The sequence below is a fragment of the Paenibacillus catalpae genome, from assembly GCF_900112695.1.
Lineage (GTDB): Bacteria > Bacillota > Bacilli > Paenibacillales > Paenibacillaceae > Pristimantibacillus > Pristimantibacillus catalpae.
On record NZ_FOMT01000003.1, the window covers coordinates 615868 to 630821 of the forward strand.

A 14954-nucleotide genomic window follows, 5' to 3' on the forward strand; every position below is an offset into this window, starting at 1 on the left:
GCTTGTCGCTGGGAGAGCTGATTAAACAGCACAGCATGAAGAGCGCCCGGTCGCTGAAGATGCTCGAGCTGATGGAAGCGGAGGTCACGAAGGATCCGCCCGAGCTGGAGATCAAGCTGAAGGGCAGCGATAGGCTGATTATTCCGAAAGAGCTGATTGTGGTAGCCGAGCATCTGTGCGAGGTGAAGCAGAAGGTTAATCTGAATGCGGGCAGCAAGACGGAGATTGGCAAGCAGTCCTTTGACATGACAATTACCCAGATGCCTCATCCGCTGCCGCCGCCGAATAATACCCCGCATGATCATCCTTCCAAGCTTGAGGTCGCGTTGGCGGATAGGAGCTTTGATATGCAGGAAGGCGAGGTTCACTACATCAATGACGACAAGAAGGATGATCTGCTGAAGAAAGGCGATAAGGTGATGGTGATGACCTTTGAAGGCGGGCAGAAGTTTTTCATCATCGACCGGATTGTCCAATATTAACGAAGGCAGGTGTACCCGTGTCGCTAGGGGACTTGATCAAGCAGCATAGCGTCAAAAGCATTCAGGCCATGAAGCTGCCGGAGCTGATGGAAGCGGAGGTCGTCTCGGATCCGCCCGATCTGAAGATTAAGCTGAAGGGCAGCGATAAGCTGATCATTCCGAAGGAGCTGATCGTTGTTGCCGAGAAGCTGTGCCGGGTGAAGCGAAAAGTAAACCTGAAGAGCAGCGGAAAGACAACAATCGGAGCTCAGACCTTCAGCGGCAATACGGACCCGTCGCAAGCCATCCCGCACACCCATCCTTATTCCGTAGAGGTTAGTCTCAAGGACAAAGACTTCAGCCTGAAGGAAGGCGAAATCCATTACATTAATGACGACAAGAAGGACGATCTGCTTAAAAAAGGCGATAAGGTGATGGTCATTACGTTCGAAGGCGGACAAAAATTTTTTATTTTCGACCGCATCGTGACCTACTAGTCCCTTACAGGAAGGCGGAGAGCATATGGGGCTTACCCCCGATATCGGATTTCCGGATATCATCGTGAAGAAAAAGCCGGTCTTGCGCACCTACAGTCTTGATCTCGAGACAGGCGAAATCGGCAGACAAATCGATGGTCTGGATGCCATCAAGCAGTTTATACATAAAGCGATTCAAACAATCCGCTTCGCTTATCCCATATACTCGCACGATTATGGCTGCGAAGTGCAGCTGATGCTGGGCAAAGCCTATACCCAAGGCTTTATCCAGGTCGAGATGATTCGGATGATTACGGAAGCTCTCATCTACGATGAAAGAATTACCCGTGTCTATGATTTCGAGATCTTGTGGGAGAACGACGAAGTGAAGGCAGCCTTTAAGGTTGATTCTACGCAAGGCATGATCCGGTACGAAGGAGTGTTGTAGCTTGGACGGTACAAATACGCTTAGCTTTGAGTCGAAGCTGCAGCAGCTGCTGGACCGCGTCGACAACGGGCTGGACAAAAGCGAAGGCTCTATCATTTACGATGCGCTTGCACCAATTGCGATGCAGCTTTGGATTGAGGAGAGCAAGTTCCGCAGCATTCTGGAGCAGGCCTTTGCCGTCACCGCCGAAGGCAAATTCCTGGATCTTATCGCCAAGGATTACGGTCTTGACCGGACGCCAGCGGCAGCTGCATGGGTCGAGCTGACATTTACCGGTATTGTGAATGCCGTTATTCCGGAAGGGACAACGGTAGGCATCGAGAATTCGGATATTTCCTTTGCGACGACCGCGGAGGCTGTCATCGAAAGCCAGGGCTCCGCAAAGGTGACGGCCCGATGCAAGCAGCCCGGCGTAATTGGCAATGTCAATGCGGATACGATCCGTCTCTTGTTTGATCCGGTGAAGGACATTTGGACGGTTAACAATATAAACCCTGCTGTCGGCGGCTTGAATCAGGAGCCGGATGAATCGCTGCGGGGCCGTATTTTGTATCAGAAAAGAAATCCCGAGCATGGCGGGACCGAGTCGGATTACAAGCGCTGGGCATTGTCCGTTACCGGTGTTACCTACGCCGAAGCCATTAACTGCAGCCGCGGACTTGGTACCGTTGATGTGGTCGTCGGGGCGGATGGTGAATTGGAGCATGTATGTCTCGAGGTGCAGAAGCTGATTGAGCTGAAGAAGCCGCTTGGCGTTGATGTCATCGTGAAGCCGGTCATTCCGGAGCCGATGACCATTAAGGTGAAGGTGATCGGGCTTAATGAGGCAGCCGCAAAAAATGCGGTACATGCGTATTTGCGCAAGGTGGATATTGGCGGAACGATCTACCTGTCCAAGATTGTAGCGGCTTTAATTACAGCCGGTGCAACGGATGCTTCGATCATAGAGCCGCGGGAAAATCTCGAGCTGCCAATTGACCGGAGCCTTCAGGCGGAGGTGATTATTCTGTGACCTCGCCGCTTATTCAATATTTGCCTGACTATTATCACGAGAGCAGGCAGATGAATGCCATTATGGATGCAGCGGCGCCGGATATTCCTGATGTGGAAGGGCGACTGTTGCATTCGCTGTTTTTATCCGAATCGCCGGAAGAATGGCTGTATTTGTGGAAGCAGGAGCTGCAGGAGGAAGACCGCGGGGCGCTGCTTGCCAAGCTGCGTTCTTCCGGTACTTTAAACAGGGAGACGATTAATGCGCTTGGCTTGTCCGCTCTTGAGACATTCCGGTTAAGCCCGGATGACGGCTATACCTTATCCGGCGATGATGCGATGTTCCCGGACGGCGAGTTTTTTGGCCCGTTAATAACAGCCATCTACGTGAACCCGGAGCAGGTCGAGGTTGTTCGAAAGCTCATTCAGATCAGCGGCTTTGCGGGCTTCAACTATTGGCTGGCGGTCACGATGAAGCAGTACGTGAAGCTGGATACTCCAAAGACCGGTACATTGCGCAGCCTATATCCGGGGCCGGACCGGGAAACGAAGCTGAGTTATGAAGAGGTCAGCGGTTATAAGGTGAGTACTGGTATTGCAGCATCCCTGTACCTCGGCATCAGCAAAGCCGATGCACAGCGTGGTGCCTGGTGGTCGCCGGGAGTGTTCTTCACTGATCAGCTGTACTTTACAGAGAAGGAGCTGCGCATTCAGCAGTCCGCTGTAACCATTGTTCCAGCAAAATCTTAGGAGATGCTTACAAAGTAAGAATTATCGCACGGAAGCGTTTAGGAGGAGTCATACATGGGAGTGAGTTATACGGCTTCGGTTGCCGGGATGCGGGCGTTTCAGGCGCTTCATCTCGTTCGTACCGACAATATTTGGATCGGAATCGGCAAGCAGGAGCCATGGAATGAATCCGACAATGTGCCCGAGGTATCCGGCTCTTCACAGCTTAGCGAGCCGATCGGCTACAAGAAGGCCGAGAAGGTCCGTTTCGTCATACCCGATCCGGAGGGAGATATCGTCCAGTTCGAGCAGCGGTGGACGATCATTAGCGAAGAAGAGGCGATGCAGAGCCTTGTCCGCTGGGTCTATGTAGCTGCCTGGATAACAGGAACCGAACTGCCGGCTGTCAGTTACCGTCAGAGCGCTATTGTAACGGATCTTGTCCTGGCAGAAGCTACGCTGCCCGGAAAGCTTGCCGTTACCGCAGAGGAAGTAAGCAGCCACGGTTATGCGCTGGTCGTCAATAACCGTTCGCCGATTCATCGGACGGAAGACCAGCGGGAGTTTCTTGAATTTATTGTGGAATTCTAGGAGGAGCGCATAAATGAGTGTATACAATCGTTTCGCCCCGGACAAACGCTGGGTTGCTCTGCAGGCGCAAAGCGGCAGGCGGCTGCAATCGGCGGAATTAAACGAGATTCAGTCGCTCTCCCTTCACCGGGATAAGCGGATGGGCGACGTGATTTTTGGCTCAGGCCATATTATTGAAGGCGGACAGATCTATGTCCAGGATGACAAGAAGAAGGTCATTATTTTTCCGGCAACTGTCTATTTCGACGGTGTTATCCATGATATCGGCGAGAAGAGAATTCCGATTGCAGGCATTGGCGAAGAGATTATCGGCCTTAAGATCACGTATTCTACGGTCACCTATGAAATGCAAAAAGAGCTGCTTGATCCGGCAGTAGGGTACGCAAATTTTGGCTCGCCGGGTATGGACCGGCTGGTTGTAACTCCGGAATGGGTGCTGAATGACGCGGCCTCTATCCCGATGTACCGGCTGTCCGACGGGGAAGTGGTTACCGCCAAGGTTCCGCCGGAGCTCGAAGGCTTCACGCCAGTCCTCGCGAGAAGAACCTATGATACAAGCGGCAGCTTCCTGGTCTCGGGCATGGACGGTTTTATTGAACCGGCGGAAGGCGATTATGTGACGCTAGTTATAGAAGCCGGCAAAGCTTACGTGCTGGGCTACGAGATTAATAGACTGGTTCCGACCCGGATCAAGCTGAAGAAGTCGCAGGATTCACGCAGGGTATCGGATGAAGTGAAAACCTTCGTAGCCGGCACGACCCATTATTCGCTGAACAGCAAGCCGGTGAAGGCGATTCAGGAGATTACCGCAAGGGTGAAGCTCCCGGATATTAGCATGACAAGAGGCGGCTCTACTGCGCAGGATGCACTGCCCGCGGATGCTGTTGTTGATATTGTGAGCATCGTGCAAGGGGCGAAAACCTATGTAAAGGGCAAGGATTATCAGCTCACGGAGAACAGCGTGGACTGGTCGATTGGTACAGCCCGGCCGAGCATCGGCGAGACGTACAAAGTGACTTTCGAATATATGAAGCAGATGGTGCAGGGCACGGATTACAAGCTGGAAGAAGGGAAAAGCGAGGTTACCTGGCTTGGCGGCGACCTGCCGGTTGCCGGCTCCATCTTCAACGTTACATACGATTATTATTTATCCCGCAAAGATGTATTTTATCTGACTGCTGACGGGCAGATTCAGATTGTGACCGGCCAATCGGACGTTCATCCGCCTTCGCCTCCGGTACCGCCGGATGTTCTGGAGCTTGGCGAGCTGCAATATCCGCCCGCAAGCTCAGACGTTCTTGTTGTCAACAACAAGCCGAAGCGGCTGACGATGCTGGAGCTTCGCTCCCTGCTTGACCGGCTGGAGCGGGCGGAGTATAACCAGGCGATGCTGGAGCTGGACCGGACGGCCCAGATCTCCGATCCGGCCACATTCAAGAAGGGCTTTTTCACCGATAACTTCACGAACTTTGAGCGTGCCGATCTGGAGAGAGGCTTCGACGCCATGATAGATCCTGCTAATCAGACGCTGCAGCTTCCGGTGAATCAGCTGTTCGTGCAGATGGAAGTTGAAAGCCTGGATTCGGTGAAGCAGCATGAACGTCTCCTGACCCTTGATTATACGGAGCAGCTTATTATTGACCAGAGCTATGGGACCGAGGCTCTTAATGTCAATCCGTATCAGGTATTCGGCTCCCAGGCGACGATCCGGCTGACTCCTTCCCAGGATTCCTGGGTGGAAACTTCCTATGTCTATCAGACGGTATGGGGCTGGTGGGATGCGTGGTGGACCGGGAACCGGTCGGAGACCCGCGTCATTCTGGACGAGAACATTCCGTTCATCCGCCAGCGGATTGTCACCGTATACGGGGAAGGCTTCGAGCCAAACAGCAGCAACCTGCAGGCAACCTTCGACGGCGTGGAAGTATCCCTTGTTCCGGCTAACGGTTATGAAGCGGGGACCAAGCCGGGCACAATGAAGGCCAATGGCGCAGGCAAATTTATCGCTACCTTTGCCATTCCGCCTAATATCCGGACAGGTACGAGGGAAGTACGTATTTTTAACTACGTTTAGGAGGGGTAGAATTGGTCCAGATTCAGAATGAATCAAGAACATCTTATGTCGGTGTCGGCCGGAAGCAGATTATCGAGCAGACCTTCTGGCAGGTGCCGTGGTGGAATCAGATTGATCCGCTTGCCCAAACCTTTCTGCTGCCGGAGGAACGTTTCGTTACAAGTATAGAGCTGTTCTTCGAGACAAGGGATATGGATTCATCGGGAGGAAGCACCTATCATGCCAAGCCTGTTACCGTTCAGCTTCGTAATGTGGTAAACGGCTATCCGGGCACGACCGTGCTTGCCTCTAAAGTGCTTGAAGCAAGCTCGGTAAAGGTGTCGCTGAAGGGGGATGTGCCTACCAAGTTTGTATTTGGCGATCCGGTGCTACTTCAGCCGAATGTGGAGTATGCGGTTGTTGTATTAACTGGCTCCAGCCAATACCGGGTTTTTGTAGCGAGGATGAGCGGCAAGGATCTTGTCAGCGGCAATATCGTCTCCCGCCAGCCTTATACGGTTGGACTTCTATTCTCCAGCTCTAACGCTACAGCCTGGACCCCTCACCAGGACATGGATCTGAAGTTCCGGCTGTATGCGGCGGAGTTCAAGAGGCCGGCCGGGAAAATAAACTTCGGAGCTTTGCCGCTGCCGATTGCCGTATCCCAGCTGCTGCTCTCGACAAGCCAGGTAGTTCCGCAGGGCAGCAATTTGCAGTGGCAATGGTCGCCAAACGGCACGAGCTGGTATGCATTGAATGATGCAGGCGCAACCGCGCTTGGGACAATGACCGAGGATGTTTATGTCCGCGCTCTCCTGACAGGCAATGCCAAGAGCTCACCGGTTATCCAGACCAGTGCGATTGGTGCCGGTGCCTTGTCCTATAAGGCAAACGGAACGTATGTCAGCAAAGAATGGTTCACGAACGAGAATTTTACGAAGATTACCGTTTACGTCGATTTCCATACTCCGTCAGGCACTACGCAAAGCGTGGAGTACAGTATTGACGGGGGGAACGCCTGGGTAGCTTTCCCGACAGGCAGAGTGAGCCAGCAGCTTGGCGTTTATACGCAGTTCAAATATGAAGCAACGGTTGCTGCCTCGCAGAAAGTAAGGATCCGGATTAAACAGTCAAATTCGGTAAACAGCCAGGCGGAGACGCCGCGGGCGAAGCGGCTGATGGTAACGTTATCCTAAGAGGAGCGGGGGAGTGACGATGAGCAAGACGAACCGTATTAATTTGGATCCGGCTGCCCCGGACAGCTTGTATGCCGGCGCGCAGAAGGTGAATCAGGCACTGGATGAAACGGATGAGAAGCTCGAGCAGCTTAAGAAGGAAATGAACGTGAAGATCAGCAACGCGTTATGTCTGCAGTGGATGGGGGGATAGAAAATGGCTTATGAAGTCTATTCCGCAGTAGACCTGTATGCGGGACAGCCGGGGATGACACTGACGGATCTTGTGACGCTGCAGCAGAAGACGATCCTGAAAAGCATTGTTATACATAACACGACCAATATGGGAGCCAAGCTGAAGCTGTACATTATCCGTCCGGGCAAAACAGCCAGTGCGGAAACACAGCGGATAGGCACCAGCATCAGCGGTGAGGATACGGTGAAATTCTCTTTCGAAACGGTATTGCCGAAAGGGACAAAAATAGCCGCTTCTCAAGCAGTTGCCGGCGCTTTGTCGCTTGATATATCCGGAGTTGAGGTGATCCCGGGTGTATAGCTCCTTGAAAGGTCTTATGAGCGGCGGCGGCGGTACGGCTTCCATTCGGCGCGCATTCCCGGTTGCGCCGGGGGAGTCGATTGAGAAAGGCGACGTCGTTACCATTTTTAATAACGAGCTTTACCGGAATGCCGAGCTGCCTGTCGATGCATTGCCCCGGTTCAGTCCGGATGTTCTCTATCTGAACAGCGAGGAGTACAGCATGGTTCTCCATCCGATTGGCGGGAGCAGTTATCTGTATATCGGTACAACGCAAAAGCTTATATCCGTTTACCGGGTAGAGGCAGAAGAAGGCGGACTAATTGTATCCGCAGTAAAGATACTGCCGATCTATGGGATAGAAGGCATAAATCAGCTCCAATTCAAGCCGATCTCGGAAGAAATCGGCGTCCTTTGTTATTTGGAACACAATACCTCGTTATGGACGATGCAGACGATCAGGTGGAACGATAGTGGCCTGCAGCTTGGCGAGCCGTTCAGGACAGAGCTGTATTCAAGCTCAATGACCGCGATTGAGAGTTTGAGCGATAACAAGTTCCTCCTGGTATGGCATTGCACGAAAGCAGCGCCTTGGAGGTTAAAGGCATCTGTATGTAACATCGGCCAGAACGATCTCATCACCTTTGAAGGGGATGCCACCGAGATAGATTCCGCAGCAAACCTGACTTCGGAATTTGCCTTCAGCAAGCTTTCGGCAGGCATGTTCGCAACCAGCTATTGGGTAAAAGATTCGGAGACGAAGGGCACTCTTGTAACGAGAATGATGAATTGGAACGGCGAGATGCTTGCACTTGGCGAGAAGTCCGTCATCAGTACGGCAGGAAGCTGGCAAGCGGAGCTTAAGCATTGGGTGCTTTCTCCGGTCCATTTCATTTTGAGCATCAAGCTTGATACAACGTTGACCTTCCATCCCATCACCTTACGAGAGGCGGCGAATATTCCGGTTAACGGAGGGCCATCAACCGGCAATGTGACGGACTCCTTCTACGATGCGGTGAGAATATCGGATAACCGCTTCGTGACGGCTGTCTGCTATAAGGAATCCGGGGCACTGGTCCTGAATCTCTTTGATACCAAAGACGGGAACATCAAGCAGATTACAGGCAAAGCCGTCCTGACCTCGGTCAAAGGTATGTACAGCAATAAACTGACGCTGACTGCTGTCGGTCAGTCCTTGTTTGTGCTTACTTTTAACCATGAGCCTGAGCGGGATTATGCCTATACCCAGGCTTTAATGTTCAAGATGGCGCCTGACCAGAATATAATCGACGATCTCAACTGGAAAGAGCAGCTGATTAATATATGGGACAGAGGTGCCAATGCTTACAACTTCATCTATTGTCCTTATGCGGCAAGCGGGTTTATTGCCGCAGGCCAAGGCAGGTTGAAGCTGTTCCGCTGCGGGTGGTCTCCGGTCCGATTTATTAGCTCCGGCATCGGCGAATTTCATTCGGCAACCGGCGATCATAACTTAGTCAGCAGAAGCACGGCGTCTATAGTCTTGTCTAACGGCTATGTGGTTATCGCTTATCGGGAGCGGGATACGTGGCATGGCAAGCTGTCTGTTCTCCAGCCGGTTGAAGGCGGTTATATGCCGATACAATCCCATACGTTCTCTTACAGCCATGTCGATAATCTGTCCATCGTAGAGCTGGCAACCGGCGTGATAGCTCTTCAATATAAACAGCGCATTACGCCTTCCTATGATTCCAAGCAGTTGAACAGAGGGAGTTCGTACGAAGAGTTGAAACTATTAACGGGCAGTATTACAAGTACAGGACTCAGCGGAAAAACAACAACCGGCTTTAATGTGTCAGAGATGTATATCACCAGTCAATTTTTAAAGCTTGAAAACGGTTATTTGCTTCATGTTGGAGTAACTCCGAATTTCTCCGTTACAGCAAGAGTAATCCGCTTCCTGATTAGTGATGCCAGCGTGACTTTTACGCCTCTCGATCAGGTCGAGTACCTGGATTATCAAAGAATGAAGGCTACAGCCGCTTTGATTGGTCCAAATCAGGCCGCAATTCACACCGATTCCAATATGATTGTTGTAGAGGTAAGCGATAACGGCTTATTATGCAAGCTGGCAGATAAGTATTTCGAGCTAAATGACCGTACAACAAGAGGAATCATCGCCGATGGCAGAGGCGGGTTTATCCAGGTGACGACTCATAACACAAATGGGGAATTACTGGAGCTTACGCCATACCGTTTCGCTAACAATAAGCTGTTCCAGTATGCGGAGACAAGATCGGTAAATCGGAAAACTTCAGGCGTAAATATCGAAGTTGGTGCTGACGGCAAAGCCGCGGTATTCTATCAGGCCAGATGGGAGAACGGAAGGGGACCAACGCTTGCCGATCCGCATCAAACGATGTTTCTTGGTTTGCTCGATATGAACACGGGTTCAAATCCGGAAGACCGGCATTACCCGTTCCCATGCTCGGAAGGCACGCTGCCTGTATTTCTTCCGCTTGGCAGGCAGCAGTATTTCTGCATAGGCGCGGATCCGGATGGCAACCAGATCTATATGACCGCGTATAGTGACGGAGAACGTCTGTCCTATGGTAAGCCTTATTTGACACCGCTTGGGGTAGCCGTATCGGATGGCGCTGCTGGACAACATGTGGAAGTTGCTATTCGGGGAATTGTGGAGATTGCTTCCACGCTGCGGGCAGGCGCTTCTTATTACAATGGGCAGGACGGCAGCTTGTCTGACTATCCGACGGGAAGCAAAGTCGGAGTTGCCATCACGGAAAATGAACTCTTGATCGAATAATCGTAACAATCGGAAGGAGGTGCCTTGCATATGACGCAACAACTGAATAAACAGGCGTTTTTCGAATTTCTGTCGGCAACCGTCGTGAAGGTGTGGAAGGAAGGCTCGCCGCTGCTGCCAAGCGTAAGACTAGCGCAGAATTGGCTGGAGACCGGCGGGCGAATTCATGAATGGAATAATCTTGGCGGTTATAAGGTCGGCAGCGGAATACCTAATGCTTATTGGAAAGGCCGCACCGTCTGTACGTCCACTTGGGAGGTGTATGACGGGAAAAGGGTCACACAGAAGGCCGATTGGCGGGTTTATGATTCCGTCTATGATTTCTATAAAGACCAGGATCTGCTCTTTGCCAAGAGCCGATACGACCGCGTCCGGGCGGCGAAAACGCCGGAAGAGCAGACGGCAGCTCTGTATGCCTGCGGTTACGCTACCGATCCTGATTATGCCGCCAAGCTGTTGTCCATTATCAAGTCTAATAACTTGAGAGCTTTTGATTTCCAATTAGAAATCCAATCCGATACTCGGTCCGATAATAAATCAGAGGAAGTGGAAGAGGATATGGAATCCATTACGGTCTATGTCAACGGCAAAAAAATCGATGATGGCTTATATGATGATTCCAAAGGCATCACTTACGTTCCGGTTCGTACCTTGGCCGAAGCGCTTGGGGCGAAGGTGCAATGGAACGGGCAAGAGAAGCGGGTTGACCTTACGAAGAAATAGAAAGGATCTGCAATCGAAGAAGACGTTATCTCTCCAATGGCGGGAGGAACGTCTTCTTTTTTATATCATCATATATTCCCCCTCCTCTAAACCTTATAACGTTATAATATCCCCTCATAATGGAAATTTCCACCTTAGCAAATCCCCGTTCCTGTTCCATGATAGATTTACTAGAAATTAATAACTTTAATGACACTAACTAACATGGGGTGGTGAATGGGAAGATTGCTGACGCAATGGAGCGAATGATCTGCAGCGGAGTTTAGCAGCGAGCCGACTACAAATCCAGATTCTAATCCAAATCCAATAGAGGTGAAATCATTGCATTTATCCATGATGAGAAGATCTTTTTGGAATCTCCCCTTGTTATTAGTGATTTCGATACTGACCGGTATACTGGCGTTTGCCCCAAATGCTCATGCGGAGGAAGGGGCTGATGTTCCTGTGAAGACAGGGCCATCTAATCTGCGCGTTGCCAAAGATGATAATGGAGCGGATATCATTACGCATAACTCGGTTAAGATCGCATGGGATCTGCTCGGAGATGAAACCAATAACAATGATATCGATGTCTGGAATGCCGATACCCATGCGTGGATGACCTGGGGAGACCGGAGTAAACAGGAAATCGGCGGGTTAACGCCGGAAACGACTTACCGTGTATACATTACATGGTTCGCCGATCGGCCGTCGCTCGAATACAAGAGTAATGTCATCGAGTTTACGACAGCCCCGGATACAAGCGAATATCCGGAGCCGCCTCTTGCTCCGCCGGGACATCTGCATGCAACAGCGGTTACAGACTCGAGCATTACGCTGAAGTGGACCGGCAGTCCTGGAGCTAACGGCTATGATTTATATGTGAACGGCGGCTGGAAGCAGGGAGTGTGGGATGGATCAAATACGGTCACGTATACGCTTCCTGATGGCGGCAATACAGCCGGAACCGCGTATCAGTTCGAGGTTGGAGCCCAGAACCTGCCGAAGGTATCGGCAAACAGCAATGCCGTAAGCATTAGATGGGGCGAGCTTGCAGCTCCGAGCGGTCTGCAGGCGGTAACCGCAACAAGATCAACGGCATCACTCGGATGGGCGGAGACAGCGGGAGCCACGGGCTACGATATCTATGCGAACGGACAGCTTCTTGGCGTAAGCGACGATAACCGGTATGTGGCTTCCGGACTTCAAGAGGGAGTGAGCTACAGCTTTAAGGTTGTGGCGAAAAATACGCTTTGGCGTTCGCCGGAAAGCGGGGAGCTGACCGTAGTTCCCGGAGCTGATTATAATATCGTCTCGTATTATACGCTTTGGTCTCCGAGCAGCACAGGACGTAACTTCCACCCGTCAGATGTAGAAGTCTCTCAGATTACCCATGTGAATCTAGCCTTTGCCGATCTGTGCTGGAGAGGGTTTGGGTCGGGTGCTGCCGCCTGCCAGAACGCTTCGGTCCCAACGCAGACGGATTACGTCTTTGATAGAGAAATCATTGTTGGTGATCCTTCGTCGGATCTGGCGCTGTTCGAAGAATGGGCGGCGATCCGCGATGCGAATCCTCATCTGAAGCTGCTAATCTCGGTTGGCGGCTGGTCCTGGTCCAATAACTTCTCGAATATGGCAAGCACGGAAGAGACTCGGCGCGCCTTTGCCAATTCCGTCGTTAAATTTCTCCGGACTTACAAGCTGGACGGCGTAGATATCGACTGGGAGTATCCGGTGGAGGGCGGCGAGAATGATAATTCGCGAAGCCCGCTGGATAAGGAGAACTTCGGCCTGATGGCACAAGCTGTTCGGGAAGCACTGGATGCTGCCGGCTCGGAAGACGGCAAATATTATTTGCAGACGATTGCTTCGGGTCAAGGAGATAACTTTGTTGCTAATTCGGATTTGGGCCGGTCATCGGACTATCTGGATTTTATCAACATGATGACGTACGACTACAGCGGCAGCTGGGATACACTGGCGCATCATAACTCCCCGCTTTATTATGACAAGAATCATCCGAAGGATTACGCCAAACGGAACAACGTGCTTGGCGGTGTAATGGGCCATCTGAATGGCGGCGTGCCTAATTATAAAGTGAATATAGGCATTCCTTTCTATGGCAAAGGCTGGAACGGCTGCGAAGCGGGCGGCCAATATGCGGCCTGTACGGGTGCAGCACCGTTTGGCACATGGGAGAATGGTATTTTCGATTATACCGATATTGAAGAACATTACTTGAATCATGAAGGCTACGAGCATGCCTGGAATAATGAGGCCAAAGTCTCTTATCTGTACAATGCAGACAACGGCGTGTTCCTAACTTATAATGATGAATCTTCGATGATGTATATCGCGTCGCTTGCGAAGTCGCTCGATTTGTCCGGCGTGATGAGCTGGGATATTAGCGGTGACCGCAACCGGATACTTACAACGCGGCTGGCGAAGGATCTTCCTGTAACAGGTGTTCCCGATGCGGATGCCCTGTCTGCGCCAACCGGACTGGAGACCGTATCCATCAGCAGCCGCAGCCTGAAGGTGAAATGGAATGCCGCTGCAGAAGCGACTGCCTATGAGGTCTATGTAGATAAAGGATTAACGGGCACAACTGCAGGAACAGACTTTAATCTTACCGACCTCACACCGGATACGAATTATGCGATTGAGGTGCTGGCGATCAAGAAAGAAGGTGAAGCTCTTGTGAATGTATCGGCCTTCAGTAAGCCGCTCGCAACGAGAACCGCCCAGCTGTTGAATGCACCGTCTGAGCCTGCCGGTCAAGAGGGATTGGATACGCAAGTGACAAAAGAAGGCGAGAAGCTGCTTGTCAGCCTTCCAATGGATGCGGCACTGAAAGAAATTACTTCCTCTGTTTCATCCGAGTTCCCGATTATCGTTAAAGGGGAAGGCAAGCAGATCGAGTTGACGGTGGCAAAAGAAATAACGGCTGCAATAGCTGGCAAAGACAAGAAGTCGGTCATCATCGTACGCTGGCAGGGTTCGGCGTTCACCATTCCGGCAGCAGCCTTGCCAGCAGGGAGAGATATCCGTATCTCTATCGGAGCTCTGGCGTCTGGAGTGACCGAAACATGGGCGAAGCTGCTGCAGCAAGGCAGCATTACGCCTGTCGCAGCTCCGCTGGCGTTCATAATCGAAGGGAAGCAGGCTGACGGTACATTCGATGAGATCACGGACTTTGGAGCTTCTCTCCTCACCCATACTTTTATTGTGAAAGGCTCCGATTTCAACAAAGCTCAAACAGCCGGGGTTGTTTATCTGCCGGAAACAGATGAGCTCAGGCCGGTTCCCATTCTGTTCACGGACAATGCCGATGGTTCTGTAACCATTGATCTGAAGCGAAATGGCAACAGCATTTACGGTCTGGTAAAGACAAATGTTTCCTTCACTGATACGCTGGCTGCATGGGCGCAGCAGGATGTATGGCAGGCAGCCGCAAAACTTCTTGTAAAAGCGGAATCGGGCGGCGAATTTGGCGGAGCACGAGAGCTGAACCGTGCAGAAGTGACTTCGCTGATCGTCAGAGCACTTGGCATTCTGCCTGATTATACTGCTGCGGGAACAGCATTTAAGGATGTATCTGCAGACTCTGCTCACGCTGCCGATGTTGCTGCGGCGAAGGCAGCAGGTCTGGTCAACGGCAAAGGGAATGGTCTCTTTGATCCAACAGCGTCCATTACCCGCGAGGAAACGGCAGTAATTGTGGCGAAGGCACTTGCGTACGCGGGGGTTGCCGCACAAGCTGATTCCAATACTTTGAACCGTTTCACAGACCGTACCAAAGTGTCCGGCTACGCGGCATCCTCTGTTGCGCTACTTGTTGAACGTGGAATTATGAACGGTGTGTCTGCAAGCCGTCTTGCTCCGCAAGCCCCCGTCACGAAAGAGCAGGCGACAGTGCTTGTCATGAAGGCACTCCGTTCCGCCGGACTGTCTAACTAATGGATGAACCGCCCGAGTGATCGGGCGGTTT

Annotated in this window: 13 protein-coding genes; all 13 read left to right on the forward strand. The window is 51.7% G+C overall.

Annotated features, from left to right (window positions below; translation table 11 throughout):
* Positions 1-2: 2 nt before the first annotated feature.
* The 13 genes from BM200_RS16325 to BM200_RS16385 all read left to right on the forward strand — a co-directional run bounded on the left by BM200_RS16325 (position 3) and on the right by BM200_RS16385 (position 14923).
* The gene (locus BM200_RS16325; RefSeq protein WP_091187403.1) at positions 3-482 is read left to right on the forward strand and encodes a DUF2577 family protein; all 480 of its coding nucleotides are present in this window, start codon (positions 3-5) and stop codon (positions 480-482) included.
* Positions 483-499: 17 nt separating this feature from the next.
* Positions 500-958, forward strand: coding sequence for a DUF2577 family protein (locus BM200_RS16330; protein WP_139230790.1), 459 nt, complete (start codon positions 500-502; stop codon positions 956-958).
* A 25-nt stretch (positions 959-983) separates the two neighbouring features.
* Positions 984-1385, forward strand: coding sequence for a DUF2634 domain-containing protein (locus tag BM200_RS16335; RefSeq protein ID WP_091187406.1), 402 nt, complete (start codon positions 984-986; stop codon positions 1383-1385).
* A 1-nt stretch (position 1386) separates the two neighbouring features.
* Positions 1387-2397 (forward strand): baseplate J/gp47 family protein, encoded by a 1011-nt coding sequence (locus tag BM200_RS16340; RefSeq protein ID WP_091187408.1) that lies wholly within the window; start codon positions 1387-1389, stop codon positions 2395-2397.
* On the forward strand, positions 2394-3125 hold the full coding sequence (locus BM200_RS16345) for a hypothetical protein (protein ID WP_091187409.1): 732 nt from the start codon (positions 2394-2396) through the stop codon (positions 3123-3125). Before BM200_RS16340 ends, BM200_RS16345 begins: the two co-directional genes overlap by 4 nt.
* A 54-nt stretch (positions 3126-3179) precedes the next feature.
* Positions 3180-3695: a hypothetical protein gene (locus tag BM200_RS16350; RefSeq protein WP_091187411.1), complete on the forward strand. Its 516-nt coding sequence runs from the start codon at positions 3180-3182 to the stop codon at positions 3693-3695.
* Between the two features lie 13 nt (positions 3696-3708).
* A complete protein-coding gene (locus BM200_RS16355; protein ID WP_091187413.1) occupies positions 3709-5769 on the forward strand; it encodes a DUF4815 domain-containing protein in 2061 nt (686 codons plus the stop codon).
* A gap of 11 nt (positions 5770-5780) precedes the next feature.
* Positions 5781-6944, forward strand: a complete 1164-nt coding sequence (locus tag BM200_RS16360) for a hypothetical protein (protein ID WP_091187414.1) — start codon at positions 5781-5783, stop codon at positions 6942-6944.
* Between the two features lie 19 nt (positions 6945-6963).
* Complete coding sequence (locus tag BM200_RS30045; RefSeq protein ID WP_175532897.1) at positions 6964-7137, forward strand: hypothetical protein; 174 nt, start codon at positions 6964-6966, stop codon at positions 7135-7137.
* Between the two features lie 3 nt (positions 7138-7140).
* Positions 7141-7479, forward strand: a complete 339-nt coding sequence (locus BM200_RS16365) for a hypothetical protein (protein ID WP_091187416.1) — start codon at positions 7141-7143, stop codon at positions 7477-7479.
* Positions 7480-7483: 4 nt separating this feature from the next.
* The gene (locus BM200_RS16370) at positions 7484-10261 is read left to right on the forward strand and encodes a DUF2190 family protein (protein WP_139230791.1); all 2778 of its coding nucleotides are present in this window, start codon (positions 7484-7486) and stop codon (positions 10259-10261) included.
* 30 nt (positions 10262-10291) lie between these two features.
* The gene (locus BM200_RS30410) at positions 10292-10984 is read left to right on the forward strand and encodes a glucosaminidase domain-containing protein (protein WP_245773049.1); all 693 of its coding nucleotides are present in this window, start codon (positions 10292-10294) and stop codon (positions 10982-10984) included.
* Between the two features lie 372 nt (positions 10985-11356).
* On the forward strand, positions 11357-14923 hold the full coding sequence (locus BM200_RS16385) for a glycosyl hydrolase family 18 protein (RefSeq protein ID WP_245773075.1): 3567 nt from the start codon (positions 11357-11359) through the stop codon (positions 14921-14923).
* Positions 14924-14954 lie beyond the last annotated feature (31 nt).